This is a genomic window from Halomonas sp. V046, assembly GCF_052645355.1.
This window is the reverse complement of the sequence record NZ_JBQXYF010000005.1, coordinates 241,933-261,555: the sequence shown is the minus strand read 5'-3', so window position 1 is coordinate 261,555 and position 19,623 is coordinate 241,933. Positions and strand designations below refer to the sequence as shown.

General features: G+C 63.5%; 18 protein-coding genes. 7 read left to right on the top strand and 11 right to left on the bottom strand.

The window, feature by feature from the left end; all coding sequences use genetic code 11:
* Positions 1–67: 67 nt before the first annotated feature.
* The 6 genes from ACUN9Y_RS08755 to ACUN9Y_RS08730 all read right to left on the bottom strand — a co-directional run bounded on the left by ACUN9Y_RS08755 (position 68) and on the right by ACUN9Y_RS08730 (position 5,741).
* Positions 68–799: an ABC transporter permease gene (locus ACUN9Y_RS08755; protein WP_445460308.1), complete on the bottom strand. Its 732-nt coding sequence runs from the start codon at positions 797–799 to the stop codon at positions 68–70.
* On the bottom strand, positions 799–1,503 hold the full coding sequence (locus tag ACUN9Y_RS08750; RefSeq protein WP_445460307.1) for an ABC transporter permease: 705 nt from the start codon (positions 1,501–1,503) through the stop codon (positions 799–801). Before ACUN9Y_RS08750 ends, ACUN9Y_RS08755 begins: the two co-directional genes overlap by 1 nt.
* A 21-nt stretch (positions 1,504–1,524) precedes the next feature.
* Complete coding sequence (locus ACUN9Y_RS08745; protein ID WP_445460306.1) at positions 1,525–2,295, bottom strand: ABC transporter ATP-binding protein; 771 nt, start codon at positions 2,293–2,295, stop codon at positions 1,525–1,527.
* 222 nt (positions 2,296–2,517) lie between these two features.
* Positions 2,518–3,540: a succinylglutamate desuccinylase gene (locus ACUN9Y_RS08740; protein WP_445460305.1), complete on the bottom strand. Its 1,023-nt coding sequence runs from the start codon at positions 3,538–3,540 to the stop codon at positions 2,518–2,520.
* A gap of 440 nt (positions 3,541–3,980) precedes the next feature.
* Positions 3,981–5,009, bottom strand: coding sequence for an SMP-30/gluconolactonase/LRE family protein (locus ACUN9Y_RS08735; RefSeq protein ID WP_445460304.1), 1,029 nt, complete (start codon positions 5,007–5,009; stop codon positions 3,981–3,983).
* Positions 5,010–5,177: 168 nt separating this feature from the next.
* A complete protein-coding gene (locus ACUN9Y_RS08730; protein WP_445460303.1) occupies positions 5,178–5,741 on the bottom strand; it encodes a lipocalin family protein in 564 nt (187 codons plus the stop codon).
* Between the two features lie 131 nt (positions 5,742–5,872).
* Between ACUN9Y_RS08730 and ACUN9Y_RS08725 the strand changes: the two genes are divergently transcribed.
* The 4 genes from ACUN9Y_RS08725 to ACUN9Y_RS08710 all read left to right on the top strand — a co-directional run bounded on the left by ACUN9Y_RS08725 (position 5,873) and on the right by ACUN9Y_RS08710 (position 10,209).
* Positions 5,873–6,763, top strand: a complete 891-nt coding sequence (locus ACUN9Y_RS08725; protein WP_445460302.1) for a class I SAM-dependent methyltransferase — start codon at positions 5,873–5,875, stop codon at positions 6,761–6,763.
* A 505-nt stretch (positions 6,764–7,268) separates the two neighbouring features.
* Positions 7,269–8,318, top strand: coding sequence for a TRAP transporter substrate-binding protein DctP (gene dctP, locus ACUN9Y_RS08720; protein WP_445460301.1), 1,050 nt, complete (start codon positions 7,269–7,271; stop codon positions 8,316–8,318).
* 68 nt (positions 8,319–8,386) lie between these two features.
* Positions 8,387–8,896, top strand: a complete 510-nt coding sequence (locus ACUN9Y_RS08715) for a TRAP transporter small permease subunit (protein WP_445460300.1) — start codon at positions 8,387–8,389, stop codon at positions 8,894–8,896.
* The gene (locus ACUN9Y_RS08710) at positions 8,896–10,209 is read left to right on the top strand and encodes a TRAP transporter large permease (protein ID WP_445460299.1); all 1,314 of its coding nucleotides are present in this window, start codon (positions 8,896–8,898) and stop codon (positions 10,207–10,209) included. The genes ACUN9Y_RS08715 and ACUN9Y_RS08710 overlap by 1 nt, the downstream gene beginning before the upstream one ends.
* A 39-nt stretch (positions 10,210–10,248) precedes the next feature.
* Here ACUN9Y_RS08710 and ACUN9Y_RS08705 read toward each other — a convergent pair whose 3' ends face one another.
* On the bottom strand, positions 10,249–11,325 hold the full coding sequence (locus tag ACUN9Y_RS08705; RefSeq protein ID WP_445460298.1) for a tartrate dehydrogenase: 1,077 nt from the start codon (positions 11,323–11,325) through the stop codon (positions 10,249–10,251).
* 103 nt (positions 11,326–11,428) lie between these two features.
* On the opposite strand from ACUN9Y_RS08705, the gene ACUN9Y_RS08700 reads away from it, so the two are divergent.
* The 3 genes from ACUN9Y_RS08700 (at position 11,429) to ACUN9Y_RS08690 (ending at position 15,686) form a co-directional block, all read left to right on the top strand.
* Positions 11,429–12,340: a LysR family transcriptional regulator gene (locus ACUN9Y_RS08700; protein ID WP_445460385.1), complete on the top strand. Its 912-nt coding sequence runs from the start codon at positions 11,429–11,431 to the stop codon at positions 12,338–12,340.
* Positions 12,341–12,984: 644 nt separating this feature from the next.
* Positions 12,985–14,313 carry a glycosyltransferase gene (locus ACUN9Y_RS08695; RefSeq protein ID WP_445460297.1) on the top strand — a complete coding sequence of 443 codons (1,329 nt, stop codon included), beginning with the start codon at positions 12,985–12,987 and terminating at the stop codon, positions 14,311–14,313.
* A gap of 326 nt (positions 14,314–14,639) precedes the next feature.
* Complete coding sequence (locus ACUN9Y_RS08690; RefSeq protein WP_445460296.1) at positions 14,640–15,686, top strand: sensor domain-containing diguanylate cyclase; 1,047 nt, start codon at positions 14,640–14,642, stop codon at positions 15,684–15,686.
* Positions 15,687–15,808: 122 nt separating this feature from the next.
* Here ACUN9Y_RS08690 and ACUN9Y_RS08685 read toward each other — a convergent pair whose 3' ends face one another.
* The 4 genes from ACUN9Y_RS08685 to ACUN9Y_RS08670 form a co-directional block, all read right to left on the bottom strand.
* On the bottom strand, positions 15,809–16,492 hold the full coding sequence (locus ACUN9Y_RS08685) for a TVP38/TMEM64 family protein (RefSeq protein WP_445460295.1): 684 nt from the start codon (positions 16,490–16,492) through the stop codon (positions 15,809–15,811).
* On the bottom strand, positions 16,489–17,361 hold the full coding sequence (locus ACUN9Y_RS08680; protein WP_445460294.1) for a M90 family metallopeptidase: 873 nt from the start codon (positions 17,359–17,361) through the stop codon (positions 16,489–16,491). The genes ACUN9Y_RS08685 and ACUN9Y_RS08680 overlap by 4 nt, the downstream gene beginning before the upstream one ends.
* Before the next feature lie 3 nt (positions 17,362–17,364).
* The gene (locus ACUN9Y_RS08675) at positions 17,365–18,939 is read right to left on the bottom strand and encodes a GNAT family N-acetyltransferase (protein ID WP_445460293.1); all 1,575 of its coding nucleotides are present in this window, start codon (positions 18,937–18,939) and stop codon (positions 17,365–17,367) included.
* 170 nt (positions 18,940–19,109) lie between these two features.
* Positions 19,110–19,418: a hypothetical protein gene (locus tag ACUN9Y_RS08670; protein WP_445460292.1), complete on the bottom strand. Its 309-nt coding sequence runs from the start codon at positions 19,416–19,418 to the stop codon at positions 19,110–19,112.
* Positions 19,419–19,623 lie beyond the last annotated feature (205 nt).

The following is a 19,623-nucleotide window of genomic DNA, read 5'->3' as shown; positions in this document are numbered from 1 at the left end:
GTCATGAAGAGGGGAAACGGAAAATAAAACGCTAGTTCCCAACGTTCGTTTGACGGTGAGTCCTGGATCACCCGCTCGCGGGCTTCAGGTGGGCCAGCAGGCGCTTCTCCAGGTAGCGAAACAAAAACAGGATCGCGAAGGTCAGGCACAGGTAGATGCCGGCGACGAACAAAAAGGCGTCGAAGGGGGCATAGAAGCGTGCGTAGACGAAACGTGCCGCCCCGGTCAGGTCCATGATCGTCACCACGCTGGCGATGGCACTGGCGTGAAGCATGAAGATGACCTCGTTGCCGTAGGCCGGCAAGGCGCGACGAAAGGCGCTCGGCAGCACGATGCGACGCATCATCAGCGAGTAGCGCATGCCGTAGGCCCTGGCCGCTTCGATCTCGCCGCGCCCGGTCGCCTTGATCGCGCCGTGGAAGATCTCGGTAGTATAGGCGGCGGTGTTCAGGGTGAAGGCCACCAGAGCGGGGAAGAACGGTTTCTCGAGCAGTACCCACAGCCAGGTGTCCTGAATGCCTTCGACGAAGACCACGCCGTAGTAGATCAGGTAGAGCTGCACCAGCAGCGGCGTGCCGCGAAACACGTAGGTGAAGAAGAAGATGGGCATCTTGATCCAGCGTCGCTTGGAGCCTCGGCCGATGGACAGCGGCACGGCGAAGATCAGGCCGATGATCAGCGACAGGAACACCAGTTGGACGGTGGTGGTCAGGCCCTGGCCATAGTAGGACAGGGTGTCGAGGGTGAAGATGCTGTTGTCGGCGAGCTGGGTCTCGAGCCAGGTGAGCAACGCTTCCATCAGTCATGCCCTCCGAAGCCGACGTCGTAGCGCTTTTGCAGGCGCGAGAAGAACCACTCCGAGACGCTGGCGATGAGCAGGTAGATGATCGCGACGATGATCATGAAGGTGAACGGCTCTCGGGTGGCCTTGGAGGCCTCGGCGGCGACGCGCACCATGTCCGAAAGCCCGATGACCGAGACCAGGGCCGTGGTCTTCAGCAGTACCATCCAGTTGTTCGACAGCCCCGGCAGGGCGTGGCGCATCATCTGCGGGAAGCGAATGCGGCGGAATACCAGCGCGTGGTTCATGCCGTAGGCGCGGCCGGCCTCGATCTGGCCGCTGTCCACGGCCAGGAAGGCGCCGCGGAAGGTCTCGCCCATGTAGGCACCGAAGATCAGGCCGATGGTCAGCACCCCGGCGATGAACTCGTTGACGTTGATGAAGATATCGATACCGAACTGGTCATAGAGCCAGTCGGTGAACATGTTGATGCCGATCTGACCGCCGAAGAACAGCAGCATCATCAGTACCAGGTCCGGCACGCCACGAATGATCGTGGTGTACAGGGTGCCAAGACGGTGGGGCAGCCAGTGGCGTGACATCTTGGCGCTGGCGGTGATCAGGCCGAGGATCACCGCCAATATCAGCGATAGTACCGCCAGTTCGATGGTGACCAGCGCGCCTTCCAGCAGCCGCGGGCCATAGCCTTGCAGGTCGATCATGGAGTCCTCCTCGGGTGCCGCTTAGTGCTTGGGCGCCAGGAATTGCTTGAGTCGCTCGGAACGTGGGTTGCCGAGTACTTCGTCGGGAGAACCGGCTTCTTCCACCTGGCCCTGGTGGAGATAGATCACCTGGGTGGAGACATCCCGGGCGAAGGCCATCTCGTGGGTCACCACGATCATGGTGCGGCCTTCCTCGGCCAGGTCGCGCATGACCTTGAGGACATCGCCGACCAGCTCCGGATCCAGCGCCGAGGTCGGCTCGTCGAACAGCATCACCTCGGGATCCATGGCCAGCGCTCGGGCGATGGCGCCACGCTGCTGCTGGCCGCCGGAGAGCTGGGCCGGGTAGTAGTCGGCGCGTTCGGCCAGGCCGACTCGATCGAGCAGGGCCTCGGCGTGGGCGATGGCCTCTTTCTTGGACTTGCCGAGGACGTGGACGGGCGCCTCGATGACATTCTCGAGCAAGGTCATGTGGGCCCACAGGTTGAAGCTCTGGAACACCATGGACAGCTTGGCGCGCATCTTGACGACCTGGTTCCAGTCCGCCGGCTCGCGCCCATGCTTGGTTTGCTTGAAGCGAATCGGCTCGCCGTGAACGATCAGCTCGCCCTCGTTGGGTTGCTCGAGCAGGTTCATGCAGCGCAGGAAGGTGCTCTTGCCAGAGCCGGAGGCGCCGATCAGGGTAATGACGTCTCCCTTGTGGGCCTGCAGAGACAGGCCCTTGAGCACTTCGGTGTCGCCGAAGCGCTTGGTGATATTGCGCACTTCCAGCGGAATCGGTGTATCAGCCATGAATCGGGCTCCAGATCAGGTCGGCGCTTCCGGGGGTAGGGGGAGGCCGTTTGGCGCGGGCTGGCGCGAAAAGGGGGGGATTCTAACAGGCTTGGGAAAGCACAACAGGCGCCGTCTTGGCGAGGAGCTTTATACCTTCGTCTAACAAAGTGCGATAGTTATTCATGGTGTTTTCTCCAACCTGTTGTTTTTACGTTCTTTCGGTGGATGGTTGACGAAGCGTCAATGGGCGTCGTCGGGCGCGAGCCGAGCTGGGCGCACCAACAGGGCGGCGCGAGCACCCAACTCTACCTGGGCGTTGGGAAAGACCACGCGCAGTGGTGTGTCGCCGACGCGGGTATCACCGCCGACGGCGTCTGTGGCGACCAGCTCTCCCGGGGCAAACTCGGTGAAGTTGGGGGTATCGTCGGGGAAGCACAGACTGAAGTCGTCGCTGTGCCGGAAGACTTCCACCGCGACGCGAAACCCTGCCATCGCGCTGATAGCGCCGTGTTCGGGGCGGCATCCTTGCATCAGCGCATCGAGCAACGCGCCCATGGGCGCCAGGGGAGCCAGATCATTGTGGCCGAAGGGCAGTGCCTTGCCGAGCTCCAGTGTAAACGCCTGGGCGCCGTGGTAGTGCTTGCTGTAGTGGGAGAACGTCCAGCTGTGCTGATGCTGTTGCAGCGCCGCCTGGATGCCGGCCCCGGCCATCCACGCCCATTGCTCGCTGTCGGTGGCGGTCTCGGCGAAGGGGTCGACGACGAAGCGGGCGAACTGACTGTCACGAATCGCCGTGTGCAGGTCGTAGTGCAGGCGCGGCAGCGCGGCGTCGCCTCGGTGGTTGTCCGCGTGTTCGGCGTAGAATGCGTCGACCGCCGCCATCAGTTCCCTGGCGCGGTCGGGCTCCGCTCCTTGCGCGTCGAGGTCGCGACGAAACAGCCGATTCAGGTTGGTGGTCACGAAGCGGCTGCCGCGGCGAATCGCCTCCAGGTTGCCGAGAACCACCAACACCGGCGCGCCGAGGTGAATGAGTCCGGCTTCGAGCCTCGCAAGGCTCTCTCCGAGCAGCTCGACCGGTGCGGTCTCGTTGCCGTGAATGGCGACGGAGAGCACGCAGGCCCTGGCGTCCTCGGCGACCCGGTCAGGCACCAGGGTCAGCACGCCCGGGGCATCCATACGATAGCGGCCACCCGCAAGCCGACCTTCACTGGCGGCAGATGGCGTGCCGGCCTCGAGGCTCTGGGTCAGCCAGTCAGCAAGCATGCCGGCCCCCGCTGTCGGGGGAACGTCGGGTGGCAGCAAGGGGCACGGCGGCCGGCTGTGCCGCGCGGGCAAGGAGAGTTGTCATCGAGTCGCCTGTGTTGTCGTGCCCCGGCCGTGTCTGGCCGGCGACTATTGTGGCGGGTGCGCCGCTCGACGGGGAGCTCGTCGGGCGGCACGGGAGTCTGGAAGCCACCTTCCCGGCCTCGATCGGTGCAGGCAAGTCGTCGGGTCGGCTAGGTGAAAAACCCCGGTGCGAGAATGAAAAGTCGTCGGCCATGGCGCCGCCGACGGAACGCCAGGAGGATGACTATCACTCCCGTGTGTTTGACGGCACGAGGGCGCCTCGCCGTTGGCCTGCTGAAGGACGCTGATAACCACCTTGGTCGGCCCGGGCATGGGCAAGGCGCCCGGGTTCCCGGGCGCCTCGATCGCGGTGGCCTTCAGGCACCCCGGGTGCCGGTATAGAGGGTGTAGATCGACTGGCTGGCCGTCATCAGCAGTCGGTTGCGATCATCGCCGACGAAGCACACGTTAGCGCAGACTTCGGGGAGCAGAATACGCCCGATCAGGGTGCCGTCCGGGGCGAAGACACTGACGCCGTCGACGCCTTCACCGCCAGACGTGCCGACCCACAAGTTGCCGTCCACATCGACGGTCATGCCGTCGTAGCCTTCGCTGTCGCTTTCGACCAGGCGCTGCATGGCATCGAGGCGCTTGCCCCCGTCGGCCAGGGTGAAGCGGGTAATGGTGGCGGGCTGGTCGGGATGATGAGACGGGGCGGTATCGGTCACATAGAGGCTCTTGCCATCCGGCGCCAGGGCGATGCCGTTGGGTTTGAACAGTTCCGTGGTCAGTACCAGAGGCTCCTGCATGCCGTCTTCCCAGTAGTAGACGGCGGTGTCGAGTTCCAGCTCGCGGCGATGTCCTTCGTAGTCGACGTGGGCGCCGTAGCCGGGGTCGGTAAAGATGATGCCGCCGCTGTCGAGGGCCACCAGGTCATTGGGGGCGTTAAGGCGCTTGCCGTTGTACTGGTCGACCAGCACGCTGAGGCTGCCATCCCACTCGTAGCGCACGACACGCGCCGGGGAGTGCTCGCAGGCGACCAGGCGCCCCTGGGCGTCGAAGGTGTTGCCGTTGGAGTGGCCGACTTCGTGGCGTAGCACGCTGACCTGCCCGCTGGCCTCATCCCAGCGCATCTGACGGGCGCGGGGAATGTCGCTGAACACCGCATAGCGTCCGATGGCATTCCAGGCCGGACCTTCGAGCCACAGGCCACCGCTCCACTGGCGCTCCAGCGGGGAATTGAACAGCACGTAACGGTCGAAGCGCTCGTCCAGCGAATGCCAGGCGGTGTCTGGATAGCGAGATGGCGGAGCGCCCGACAGGCCTCCGGCCAGCAGGGAAGGGGCCGTGACCGCGGCGCCGAGGGCGGCCGAGGCGGCGAGAAATTGACGTCGTCCAAGTGTCATGAGCGAATCCTTTGCTGAGAATGGACCGGGTGTGGCCGGTACCACTCCCCAGCATATGTAGGATTCACGTGTCCGTATGTTATACATTCTATCTAGTCGGGCCGGGGCTGGCGGTGCTGGCCTTCGCTGCTCTGGTCTTGGCTATTCTTGGCGTTAGGGCTCTTGGCGTTAGGGCTCTTGGAGATAGCGCTCGCAGGCCTCGCCCTGTTCGACCTCGATGAGGTTGGCGGTCGGGTAGTCGAGCGCGGTGAGGCGTTCGACCAGCGACCGGTAGGTCGCCGAATCGAGCCTGGGGGTGCGTGCAAGGATCCACAGATAGTCACGATCCGGCCCGGTGACCAAGGACCATTGGCCGTCGTCATCGAGGGCTAGAATGTTGTAGCTTGAATAGAAGGGACCGAAGAAGCTGACTTTCAGCCGGCCGACGTTGGGCTCCTCGAGCAGGTAGGCCTTGCCCTCGGCGGTGTCTGGTTTGCCTTCGGCTAGATTGACCCCGCGGTTGATGACCCGGAGGCCGCCGTCCTCGCGCGCCGAATAGTCGGCCGTGACACAGTCGAGGCCCTCTTCGAAACTGTGATCGAAGCGGGCGATCTCATACCAGCGGCCGAGGTAGTCCGGCGCCGAGAAGTCGGTGATGGCCCGGGTCCCCTCGGGAATGCCGGTGCAGGCGCTGAGGGCGAGTGGCGATGCCAGGGCGGTGACCAGGGCGAGTCCGCGCAGGGACGCAACCATGTGAACTCCTGAAGTCGTGAAGGGATGAGATATTCTATACAAAATATATACGTAAATTATACGCCGAGGCGAGAACGAGGGGACATCCGTCGCAAAGTCTCGGCGTCATCGCCGCGACGACAAGGAACGCCATGAGCGAGAGCGCAGCGGGAAACGGGGCGAGTATCGCCGTCAGCCATCACTATGGCGGGCGTCAGGACGAGCCGTTACGTTTACGCCTGAGGGCGGCCTATCGGGCGGCGGGGCGTGATCCCGACGACCTTGGGCCTGCGGAGATGGCGGGTATCGATCAACTGCACTTAGGGGGGCGACGCGCAAGCCTGGCACTGATGGCGATGGGCGGCATCGCCCCGGGGGATAAGGTTCTCGATGTCGGCTGCGGTACCGGCGGGGCCAGTCGCCTGCTGGCCGCAGAACTCGGCTGTTCGGTGGCTGGGGTGGACATCACCGCCAACTTCATCGCCGTGGCGCGCTGGTTGAGTGATGCCTGTGGCCTCGGTGGAGTGACGCACTTTGCCTGTGCCGATGCCGCGCGCCTGCCGCTGGCGGACGGAAGCGTCGACGTCGTCTGGTGCCAGCACGCCCTGCTCAACATGCCCGAGCCCGAGCGGGTGATGGCGCAGTGGCATCGGGTGCTGGTGCCGGGCGGCAAGTTGCTGCTGCATGAAGTGGTCAGCGGCGGCAATCCAGCCCCGCTGGCGCTACCGGTGCCCTGGGCGAGTGGCGAATCCCACAGTCACCTGGCCAGCCTGGACAGGCTCAATGAACGGCTGGCGGCGGCGGGCTTCCGCGCTCAACAGCAACACGACGTCAGCGCCGAGGCCCTGGCCTGGCGCGCCCATCACGGTCGCCGCGAAGGCGACGACCCGGTGGCCCGGGCGGCCGCTTCGACCGGTTCTGGCGCAGGCTTGCCGGGGCCGGAGGCGATCTTCGGCGAGGCCTTCAAGACCATGGGCCGCCACCTCAAGGCCAATCTCGCCGATGACCGCGTCAGGGTGATTCAGGGGCTGTGGCGGCGCTGATGGCCGGCCTGGACCGATGATGCCAGGCCGGCGGGTCGCCTAGCCCTGGGCGATGCGATCGGCGACCGTCTTGCCGATCTTGTAACAACCACTCTTGCCTACCGCCTACCGCCTACCGCCTACCGCCTACCGCCTACCGCCTACCGCCTACCGCCTACCGCCTACCGCCTACCGCCTACCGCCTACCGCTCATACTTAATTCCTCTTCCATCGTTGCTTGACGCCTTCGAGCCGATGTCCAGGCCGAACGTTCCTCGACCGGCCAGTGCTTGTGATCCATCCCGACGTGGGGCTCGTCGTGCCCTTTAATCCCTGTAAATGGTCGCCGAGGCGTGCGCCAACAAGCGGCTCGCGTGGCGCTGTTGCAATCATGTGTCTTGTTAATATATTTTATACAATCTACGTTTTGGTGGGGGTATCTGAATCTGGGCATGCCGGCCCACCACAACGTTGGAGCATGACGCATCTGGCGATGGGCGCTGGATTTACCGATGGAGTCAACACAATGAACAACAAGAACCTGAGCGCAGCAGCGATCGGAAGCCTGGTCATGGGACTGGCAGTGCCCGCCCTGGCGGCGGACGTCGAGTGGAAGGTGCCGACCTCGGTACCGGCTGGCTCTCCCTTTTACGAGAACTTCCTCGAACGGTTCGCCGACAACGCCGACACCCTTAGCCAGGGGCGAGTGGAGATCAAGCCCTTTGGCGCGGGGGTGATCGTACCAGCGTTGCAGGTGTACGAGGCGGTGCTGGAAGGCACCGTGGAAGCGGGGCACTCCACGCCAAGCTACCTGGTGAACCAGAAACCCATCAACGCCATCTTTGCCGGCTTCCCCGGGGGCATGGGCCCCGAGGCGTACATCAACTGGATCTATGAAGGGGGCGGTCAACAAGCCTTGCAGGAGCTGCGGGCCGGCGAGGGGCTGCACTCATTGATCGTCGGTATTGGCTCTACCGAGGTGTTCGCCCACGCCAATGTCAGGATCGATGGAGCGGAGGATCTCGAGGGCCTGAAGTATCGGACGTCGGGCCCCTGGGCGGAGGTGATGCGTGAGTATTACGGTGCGGTGCCGACCGTAGTGCCGCCTGGAGACACCTACACGCTGCTTCAGCGCAAGGGGGTCGATGCGGTGGAGTGGGCCACCCCATCAAGCAACCAGCCCGAAGGATTCCACGAAGCCGCAAAGTACATCGTGGTGCCCGGCGTGCATCAGCCCACCTTCCTGTGGGAGGTCGTCGTCACCGAGGACACCTGGGCGGCCGTTCCGGACGACCTTAAGCCTCTGATCGAGGCCGCGGCCAAGCTCACGACCTATGAGGGTCTGAGTCAGTTCTATCACCAGGACATGCTGGCCATGGAGGCTTTCCGTTCGGGGCCCAATGAAGTGGTGAGCCTGGCCCCCGACTTTGTCGAGGATCTGGCCCGAAGCGGCCGGGCATGGATGGAGGCTACGGCCGAGGAGTCGGGCGACCCCGCGATGCAGGAACTGCTGGAAGACTACCGTGCCTACCAGCAGCGCTGGAGCGAGCAGAACGACTACCTGATTCGCGATTGATCCCTCAACCGTCCGTCCCAACCGACCCCGGAGGAACGTCACCCTGCACCCTGGGGTGACGCCTATTCATGAATACACTGATGCTCCTTATCGACAGGGCCTCGACGCTGCTGGCGTGGGGCAGTCGCCTGGCGCTTGTCGCCCTGACCGGCGCCATGCTCTACGAAGTCATCGCACGCTACGCCTTCAATGCCTCGACGATCTGGGCCTTCGATCTGTCCTATATGGCCACGGGGGCCGCTTTTGTTCTCGGCATCGCCTGGACCGCCAAGGTGGATGGTCATGTCAGGGTTGACGCCTTCAGCCAGCTGCTGCCGCCGCGTCTGATCCAGCGGCTGCATGGCGCCGTCAATCTGTTGTTGATGGTGCCGGTGGTTGGGCTGATGGCTCATCACGGATGGCTGCGCACCTTGCGGGCCTGGCACACCAACGAGGTGGAAATGGTCAGCGTCTGGGCGCCCAGGATGTGGCCACTCTACTCACTCATCGCGATCGGGCTTTCCCTCTTCGCCTGCCAGCTCGCGGTGGATGGGTTGCGACAGCTATGCGGAATGCGTGCTACCCAGGAGAACCGCTGATGGATGCCCTTATTGCCAGCCTGATGTTTCCCGGGCTATTCCTGCTGATCTTTCTGGGCATTCCCATTGCGTATTCGTTGACGCTGATCTCGGTCGCCGCGGGCTGGTATGCCTTCGGACCGCTGATCTTCCAGCAGCTTTACGGCAGTGTCTACAGCGCCGCCACTCACTATGTGCTGTCTTCGATTCCGCTCTTTGTGTTGATGGGAGGAATCCTCGAGAAGTCTGGAATCGCACGACAACTGTTCGATGCGATTCAGCTATGGATCGGTCGACTCCCTGGTGGACTGGCGCTGACGACGATCGCCATGGCGGCCATCTTCGCCGCCGCGTCGGGGGTGGTCGGGGCCGTCGAGATCATGATCGGGCTAATGGCGATTCCCGCGATGCGCGCCTACGGTTATCGCAATAGTCTGATGAGCGGAACCATCTGTGCTGGCGGCTCCCTAGGCACGATCATTCCGCCGACCGTGATCGTGGTGGTCTATGCCGCCCTTGCTCAGCTATCCATCGGCGAACTCTTTGCCGCTATCATCCTGCCTGGCGGATTGATGGTCTCGCTGTTTGCCCTCTACATCCTGATACGCTGTGCCCTGCGCCCCCAGGATGGACCACCCGCCGTGGAGGCGACGCCTTTGCCGCTGGGCCAGAAACTGGCGATCACCGCCAAGGCCCTGGTGCCCCCTCTGCTGTTGATGTTTGCGGTGCTGGGTTCGCTGTTGATGGGCATCGCATCACCGACAGAGGCGGCGGCGGTCGGCGTGGGTGGGGCCTTGCTGCTGGCGTTGATGAACGGTGGCATCACTGTCAAGGCGTTGGCGGAATCGCTGTCCCTGACAGTGCGTATCACCTCCATGATCCTGCTGATCGTGGCGGGTGGCACCATGTTCACCGGCATCTTCGCGGTCAATGGTGGCGGCGAGATGGTCGCGGGTATCGCCGAGCAGCTTGGCGGCCCTACCGGTGTCGTGCTGTTCTTCCTCGGCGTCACTTTCCTGCTCGGGTTCGTGCTCGACTGGACTTCCATCGTGCTGATCTGTGTCCCGATCTTCACGCCTGTGATCAAGCAACTGGGCATCGACCCGGTGTGGTTTGCCACCCTGGTGCTGGTGACCATCCAAACCAGCTACCTCACGCCTCCGATGGCGTCGTCGATCTTCTACCTGAAGTCCATCGCCCCGTCTGACATCACCTACGCTCAGATGTGTCGAGGGGTGCTGCCCTTCATTGCCATCCAGCTGGTGACGCTGCTGGCTGTGGCGCTGGTGCCGGCGCTGGCGACATGGCTGCCGGAACAGGTCGTGGGGTTCTAATGGCCGGCCTGGACCGATGATGCCAGGCCGGCGGGTCGCCTAGCCCTGGGCGATGCGGTCGGCGACCGTCTTGCCGAGGCTCGCGGTGGAGCCCTGGCCGCCGACATCCGGCGTCAGCACGTTGGCGTCACCGTCGCTGAGCACCGACTCGATGGCGGCGAGGATGGCATCGCCGGCGTCCTTGTGGCCGAGGTGCTCGAGCATCATGGCCCCGGACCAGATCTGACCGATAGGGTTGGCGATGCCCTTGCCGGCGATGTCCGGAGCGCTGCCGTGGACCGGCTCGAACAGGCTCGGAAAGGTGCCTTCCGGGTTGATGTTGGCCGACGGGGCGACGCCGATGGTGCCGGTGCAGGCCGGGCCAAGGTCCGAGAGGATGTCGCCGAACAGGTTGCTGGCGACGACCACATCGAACCAGTCGGGGTGCATGACGAAGTTGGCGGTCAGGATGTCGATGTGGAACTTGTCGACGTCGACATCGGGATACCGCTCGGCCATGGCCGCCACGCGCTTGTCCCACCACGGCATGGTGATGGCGATGCCGTTGGACTTGGTCGCCGACGTCAGCTTCTTGCGCGGGCGCGTCTGCGCCAGGTCGAAGGCGTACTTCAGTATCCGATCGACGCCATGACGCGTCATGACGGTTTCCTGAATCACCACCTCACGCTCGGTACCCTCGAACATGGTGCCGCCGACGCTTGAGTACTCTCCCTCGGTATTCTCGCGTACGACGTAGAAGTCGATGTCGCCGGGCACTCGGCCGGCCAGCGGACTCTTGATGCCGGGCAACAGGCGGCACGGGCGCAGGTTCACGTACTGGTCGAATTCGCGGCGGAACTTGAGCAGCGACCCCCACAGCGAGATATGGTCCGGCACCTTCTCCGGCCAGCCGATGGCTCCATAGAAGATCGCATCGAAGCCGACCAGAGTCTGGTACCAATCATCCGGCAGCATCTGACCGTGTTCCAGATAGTAGTCGCAGCAGGCGAAATCGAAAGTCGTGAGCTCAAGCTCGATGCCGAAGCGCTTGGCGGCGGCCTCGAGGGCACGAACGCCTTCGGGCATGACTTCGGTGCCGATGCCGTCACCGGCGAGAACGGCGATGCGATGGGCCATGGGGAAACCTCCTGGGTGATGGACTCCCGTCCAGTCTAGTGGTTAACGCCAGGAGGATAATCAGGATATGATTCAATTCATTATTGAATTTGAGTAAAGAATGATGGCGTCTCTCGATGATCTGGCCTTCTTTCGTCAACTGGCCCGAGCCGGCAATCTGACGACCACCGCCCGGGAGCTGGGGCTCTCACTGTCGGCGGTGAGCAAGCGCCTCAAGCAGCTCGAGGCTCGGCTAGGCGTGGAGTTGGCTACCCGAACCACGCGTCGTCTAAGCCTGACCGCGGAAGGGGAGCGTTATCTGGCACGAGGCAGCGCCCTGCTGGATGAGCTCGATGAGCTGGAGGAGAGCCTTGGCAGGGACCGCGAGGCGCTGGCGGGGCCGCTTCGTATCAACGCCACCTTCGGCTTCGGGCGACGCCATATCGCACCGCTGCTGTCGACGTTCTGCACCCAGCACCCGGGCATAGAAGCGACGCTGGAGCTGTCGAATTTCCCGGCCCCGCTGGCCGAAGGCGTCGATCTGGGCATCCGGGTCGGCGACCCCCCGGACTCCCGTCTGGTGGCCCGACGCCTGCTGGTCAGCCGGCGCATCCCGTGTGCGGCCCCCGCCTATCTGGAGCGCCACCCGGCGCCACGGGTGCCTCAGGATCTGGCGCGCCATCGCTGCCTGGTGCTGCGCGAAAATGACAGCGACTTCACCCAGTGGCGCTTCGTTGCCCGCCACGCGGGCCAGACGCAGGCGGTCAAGGTCGCCGGCCCCATGAGCAGCAACGACGGGGAGGTGGTCAAGCGCCTGGCGCTCGATGGTCACGGCGTGCTGCTGCGTTCGTGGTGGGATGTGCACGAGGAGATCGGCGACGGAAAGCTGGTGGCCCTGCTCGATGGCTGGCATGGCGTCCGCGCCGACTTCCATGCGGTGTATCCTCAGCGTCGCCATGTGCCGGCCAGGTTGCGGGCCTTCGTCGATGCGCTGGTCGCGCAACTGGCCGAGCGGGTGCCGGCGCTGCCCGAGTAGGCCGTTGACACAGTGGCCGAACGCCTGGAGTGGGCGGTTGGCGCGGGGATCGCTCTGGTTCATCGGCGTTTGCTTGAGGGGCGGTGAACTCTTGGCTCTTGTGGGTATCGAAGGGCCGTCTACCGAGGTTTCAAGGGTGGGTAGAGCCGACCGGTGCAGGCGCCGTGGTGTAGGCAGGTAGTTCCTGCGCCCGTGGAGGTGGCCTGATGCGCAGGTAGCAGGGTGTGAGACCCAAGAGCCGGGGTGAGAGACTCAAGTGCCGGGGTGTGAGACCCAGATGCCGGCGTGTATGATCGTGCCGCGCGGCCAAGGCCTCTGCCGCGATGTGGCGGTGCTTTGTCGCCTCTCGGGGCAGTGCGGTGCCCTTGGCGCGGCCCTTACTCGTAGACCTTCGCGTAGACCTTTGTGTGGACCGGCGCGTGGATCTAGGCGCGCCACTGTCGCGTCAGTCGCTGGCGATGGGGGGCCGGCGCCCGCCTGACTCAGGCCCTCTATACTGAAACACAGGTCAAGGCGGTGTATGCAAGGCTGGGGGGCGGCCCAGGACGACGTCCACGTATCGGCGGGGCTTGATCGTACTGCGTGTGCTTCGCTCGATACCCATTTTACCGCCCACCTTACCCGCTCAGGAGGCCGTTCCCACCGTGAATGTGCTGATGTTCACCAACACCTACCTGCCCATCGTCGGCGGGGTGAGCGAGTCGGTGCAGCGCCTCAAGTGTCAGCTGCAGCGCGCTGGGCACCGGGTCCTGGTGGTGGCGCCGCGCCTCGAAGGCCAGCCCGAGCACGAAGCGGATGTGGTCAGGGTGGTGGCCTTGCAGCAATTCAATGGCAGCGACTTCTCGCTGCCGGTGCCCATGCCTGGTCAACTGTATGACGCCATCGAGGCCTTCGAGCCCGATATCGTCCACTCCCACCACCCCTTTCTGCTCGGCGATACCGCGGCGCGGGCCGCGGAGACCTACGGACTGCCACTGATTTTCACCCACCACACGTTGTATGAGCACTACACCCACTACGTGCCCGGTGACTCTTCGCGCATGCAGCGGTTTGCGGTGGCCTTGGCCACCCAATACACCTGGCTGTGCGATGAGGTCATCGCGCCGAGCGAGAGCATTCGCGACCTGTTGGTCAGCCGGGCGGCGAACCCTGACATCAATGTGGTGCCGAGCGGCGTGGATATGCAGCGCTTCCGTCAGGGGGATCCCGAGCACTGGCGCCGAACGCTGCAGATTCCGGCCGAGGCCACGGTGTTTGGCCACGTCGGGCGCCTGGCCCGGGAGAAGAACCTCGAGTTTCTTGCCGCGGCGGTGTGTGGCGCCCTGCTGAGCCATCCCCGGGCCTGGTGGCTGGTGGTGGGGGAGGGTGATGCCAGGAGCGCCATGGCGGAGACCGCCGAGCGGTTCGCGGTGTCGGACCGCGTCGTGTTTACCGGACGCCTGCAGGGGCAGGCATTGATCGACGCCTACCACGCCATGGATGTCTTCGCCTTTGCCTCCCATAGTGAAACCCAGGGCATGGTGATCGCCGAGGCCATGGCGACCGGGCTGCCGGTGGTCGCGCTCGACGCCGCTGGGGTGCGTGAGGTCGTCGACGATGGGCGCAATGGACGGCTCTTGTCACAGGCGAATAGCGATGCCTTCGCCGCAGCGCTGGGGGAGTGCGCGGATCCCGATCGGCGAGCCGCCTTCAAGCGCGAAGCGCTGATCACCGCGGCGAGCTATGACGAGGCGCGCTGCGCCCAGCGCTGTCTCAGGGTGTATCGCCTTGCCATCGCCCGCGGCGGCCCTTTCACCCATGCCGATGATGGCGGTTGGGAGCGAGTCCGCAGTCGTCTCGGCGCCGAATGGCACATGCTGCGCCATCGCGGTCGGCTGCTGCGCCACCTGGTCCAGGGTGAATGGCGCGAGGAGCGGCCTTCCTGGTGGCCTGGCGGGGACAGTGAGCGCGAGCCAAAACTGCCGACCAAATAATGGCGGTATCATCCATTTGGGTGATCTCTTTGGCTTGTTTTCTTGCTACTCAGAAATGGAAAAAGCCATTCTTTTGGTTGCTGCGCTTACTGGTGTTCAGTGGGTTAGGTGTCTCTTATCCGAAATGTACTGGTGATAATGACCTTAAGCTCTATAAATCACCCCCTATGGTGGATCACTGCGGTGATGAACGAGTGATGTGCTGATACCTCATTTAGGCGAGTGGGGGTTTGGAAAGTTCTATGTGAAAGTAGCGATGAGAGACGAATGCCTGTGTAAATGCCCTAGCAAACCGGCTTAGTTGGGCGCAGTCAGGAGGTGTAGTGGTGACTCACACTGAATCCGCTGATAGCGTTGGCTCCACCGACGGCGCCGTTGGTTTGACGATCGAATTGCCTGTTGAGTTTGTCGGTGACCTGTCCCGAGCCGAGTCGCTTAGCGATGTTCTGGACGTTGTGACGAAGTGGTTGTGGAGCGTCTTCAAGGCGGATCGTGTGTCCATTTTACTGGCTGAGTCCGACGCTTACCTGAGGATGATTGTCGTGCAGGGCACGGAGGTGGCATCTCTGGATACGCTGGTTCCCATAGAAGGGACCATGGTGGGGCAGGTATATCGGCGGCGTGAGTCGGTCTACGCTTCTTGTCTGGGGCAGTGCGAAGGCCTGGACTGTCACGTTCTCAAGCGCGAGGGGATGAACTGTTGCTTGAGCGTACCACTGCTGAGTGACATCCATTGCTGCGGGACCATGAATGCCGCCAGCGCCACCAGAGATGCCTTCGGCGACGCTGATCGACAGCGCTTTCAAGCCTTGGCCCTCTGGGTGGCAGCCAGCGTGCGTATCCATCATCAGATCGAAAAGATGGTTGTGTTGTCGGAAACTGACCCGCTGACCGGTGTTTTTAATCGCCGAGCCTTTTCTACACGTCTCGCATCCCTGGCCAATGTCCAAGAATATCGCAACATTTGTTTTGGCATCGCGATGGTGGATCTTGATCACTTCAAGGTCATCAACGACACCTATGGCCACGAGATCGGTGACAGGGTGTTGGTGGAGGTCAGTCGCGTTCTGACGGGATGTGGTCGCAAGTCTGATCTGGTGGCGCGGATGGGGGGCGAAGAGTTCTGTGTCGTGATGGCGGATACCGACGAAGCAGGCATGTTGGCGATGCTGAGGCGATTTTCCGCGGCGCTGGAAAACTTGGACGTCGAGTATGATGGCCAGCGTATCGTGGTGACGGCCAGCATCGGCGCCATCCTGATCGAAGGCGATAATCATGATCTGGAATTCATGATCGGCCAGGCCGACGAGGCCATGTACCGTGCCAAGGGCGCCGGGCGAAACTGCATCGAATTCGCCCATATTTGTGATTGAGCGTGTGGCAGTGCGGATACTGCTATCTCGGTTTGTCGCTAGCTGTTGCAGCCTGTTGGCACTTGTCCACCAAGGGTGGGAGAGTGTGTGGGAGAGGATTGGTGAGTCCGTTTTAGGGGACCCTAGGGTCGCTGTGTCTTGTTGTGATCCGCCCAGCGCTTCAAGCCGATCAGCAGGCCGACACCGACCAGCAGCCCTACGACGGCGTACAGGAGCTCGGTGTGGCTGTCGGCGGTGAGCAGCTGTCCGAGTTGGCTGCCGAGCAGCGTGACCCCGGCGAGCCCTGGCACGATGCCCAGCGTCGAGCCGATCATGTAATCGCGAAACGGCAGGTGAAAAGCTCCGGCCATCATGTTGGTCAGGGTGAAGGGCGCCAGCGGCAGCAGATTGACCAAGGTCATGGTGCGCACGCCGCGGCCGCACAAGTATCGCGATAGCCCGTGCAGGCGTTGACCACCGTAACGCAACAGGGCATCACGGCCGATTTTCCGGCCCACCCACCAGGTCAACATAGAGGCGCCAAGGGTTCCGGCCAGGGCATAGCCGAAGCCCCACCAGGGACCGAAGATCAGCCCGGTTACGGCCACCAGCAGGCTCAGCGGAAACATCACCAGCGAGAGTCCCGCGTAGACGGCGATCACCACCACGATGGCCCAGGGCGTATCGCGCCAGCCGACGCTGCCCCGGGCGACTTGCATCAAGGTGTCCACGGTCACGATGTCGTGCATCGCCAGCCATTGCCAGGTCAGACCGAAGCCCGTCAGCACCAGCAGCGCAATCAACGGCAGCAGCCAGCGACGCGTCATGGTTTCTCTCCGTCCGCTCCCGAGGCGTCGCCTGGGGCAAGGCTCTCCTCACCGGCGTCCTGGGCGCACCTGTCGGCGTGGCCTGGCCAGCGTCCGGGGTGCTGGCGGAAGTAGCGCGTCAGTAGCGCGTAGAGCCCAGGGTAGGCAGAGGCCAGGCGGCCGGGCGCGCTGAAGAAGGTTTCGCAGCAGACGGCGAAACACTCCCCTGGGTGGGTGGCGGCGTAGTCATCGATAGGCGGCGCTTGGCCGGCCGCCAGGCGCTGGTGAAGGTCGTTGTACACGGCCATGAACTCGCGGTACCAGTCGTGTGGCGACATGTCCGCGGGCAGCGGTGGAAAGCCATCGGCATCGAGGGAGTTGCCCATATCGAGCTTGTGGGCGAACTCGTGGATCACGACATTGAAGCCGTCGCAGCCGCCGCTTTGCATCAGCTCAGGGTAGGCCAGGATGACGGGGCCCTGGTGGGAGGTCTCGCCGGCGCGTTCGTCGGCGAAGGCATGCACCACGCCGGCCTCATCGACTTCTTCGACGTCGCGGCGAAAGGCGTCGGGCAGGATCACGATCTCGTGGACATTGGCCAGCGCATCGAGGTGATCGCGGTCACTCCAGCCAAGGGTCAGGAGACAGGCCTGGGCCGCGATGGCGAGGCGCTCGGGGCCGTCGAACAGGTCTCCGGCAAGCTCTGGATGCAGGCTCAGGCGTTTGTCATGCACGAACTGCCAGGCCCGCCTGCCCAGGCGCTCGGCCTGGTCGGCCGGCAGCGCTGCCAGCAGTGGCAGGCGTGAGCACGCCTCACGCCAGTCTGGCTCGGGAAAGGGGTGGCGGGCCTTGAAACGCTCGGCGCGCCACCTGCGCCAACGTGACAGCATCGTTCAGCTATCGTCGTTGTCGCGGGCGCCGGACTTCCACGACCAGTCACGCAAGCGCAGATCGAACAGGTCCTTGCGCCGGTCCTTGAGGTTGGTCACCGAGCCTTCATTGCGCACCACGGTCAGGCGTGACAGGTCCAGGTCCGAGAACATGACCATTTCGGTATTGGGCGTGGTCTCGGCCATGACGGCGTCATGGGGGAAGGCAAAGTCAGACGGTGAGAAGACCGAGGATTGAGCGTACTGAATGTCGAGGTTCTCGATCGAGGGTACGTTGCCGACGCTACCGCACAGGATGACATAGCATTCGTTTTCGATGGCCCGGGCCTGGGCGCAGTGTCGAACGCGCAGGTAGCCGTTCTTGGTGTCTGTCCAGAACGGCACGAACAGCAAGTCCATGTTCTGGTCGGCGAGTAGGCGGCCGAGTTCGGGGAACTCGACGTCATAGCAGATCAGGATGCCGATGCGTCCGGCGTCGGTTTCAAACACGCACAGATCATCGCCGCCTTCGATCACCCAGTCGCGACGCTCCTGTGGAGTGATGTGCAGTTTGGCCTGGCGCTCGACGCTGCCGTCGCGGTGGCACAGGTAGGCGACGTTGTAGAGACGCCCGTCCTCGCACTCCTCGATCATCGAACCGGCGATGATGTTGATGTTGTACGCCACCGCCATGCGCGACATCTCGGACTTGAAGCGTTCGGTGAAGCCGGCAAGAAAGCGGATCGCGGCCATCTGATCCTGCTGGGCGGCACGATCTTGCAAGCCCATCAGTGGCGCATTGAACAGCTCCGGGAAGACCGCGAAGTCACTCTGGTAATCCGACAGCGCATCGACGAAGTACTCGACCTGTTGCAGCACCGCTTCCACCGAGGCGAACTCACGCATTTGCCACTGTACGGCACCGACCCGCACCTGGGTCGGGCGGCTCTCGAGCATGCGCTCCGCCGGCTCGAAGAGAATATTGTTCCATTCGAGCAAGGTGGCGTAGCCCTGGGACTTCTCGTCTTCCGGCAGGTACTTGCGCAGCAGGCGCTTGACCTGGAAGTCATTGGCCAACTGGAAGGACAGAATCGGATCGTGGAGCTCGCGGCGGGCGACCTTCTCGATATAGTCGCTCGGCGACATCTCGTCGGAGACGCGGTGGTACTCCGGAATCCGGCCGCCGGCCAGGATCGCCTTCAGATTGAGCTGACGGCAGACCTCCTTGCGCGCCTCGTACAGACGGCGGCCGAGGCGATAACCGCGATAGGCAGGGTCGATCAGGACGTCGATTCCGTACATGGTATCGCCATTGGCGGCGTTCTGGATCGTCTCGCGCTTGCCGATCAGGTCATCGTAGCGATGGGGGTTGGAGAACTCGTCGTAGTCGACCAGGGCGGTCAGGGCGACACCGATCACCTGGCCGTCATCCTCGATGACGATCTGGCCATCGGGAAATTCGGTGACCAGCTTGTCGATGGTGAGCTTCGGCCAGGCGCCGCCGATGTCGTGATAGACCTGATCCATCAGCCGCTTGAGCTGGGGATAGTCGTCAGACGTCAGGTTGCGAAGATTAAGCTGAAGATCATCGAGGGACATGTCGCGTCTTCCTCCAATTGGGGACCGGGTAGTCTAGCACGAAGCTCGAGTCAAGGCCGAGCCGGCACAGTCCGTTTCGGCGGTGATGCAAAGTGGGGCCGGGGCGTCGCCATCAGACGCGAAGAACCCCGGCGTCGGCCGGGGTTCTTCGGTGGGACGCTTGGGAAGGCTTACTCGGTAGCGTTGCCTGAATCGACGCCGCCATCCTCGACGATGGGGTCGTCATCGAGACGGGCATCGGCCTTGGTGCTGGCATCGGCAACGTTGTTCGTGTCGGCGTCGGAGTCGACGCCGCTGTCGGTAACGATGTCGCCTTCGGCGAGGGCACCACCGTTGTCCGGAGCCTCGGAGACATCGTTGGCGCTATCGACACCGCTCTGTTGGGGCATTTCCTCTTCACCGTGGTGAGCGGCGAGGGCCAGGTTGGTGCCCAGCGCCAGGGCGCTGGCCAGGACGAGCAGAGACAGGGATTTCTTCATGATTCACTCCTTGGCGGCTTCGTTCGGGGCGAAGGGTCCTCGAGAGGGGGCTGGTGGTGGCTCAGCGGTGGCCCCCATGGCCTCTCTCGTTACGCAGCCGGCACGCTGGTGGATGCAGGCGACGCCACTGGATAGTGCAATCCGGCCCGATGTGGCGTCAGGATACGCCGCCGGATGCCGCGACGTTACGCAAAAAAACCCCGCT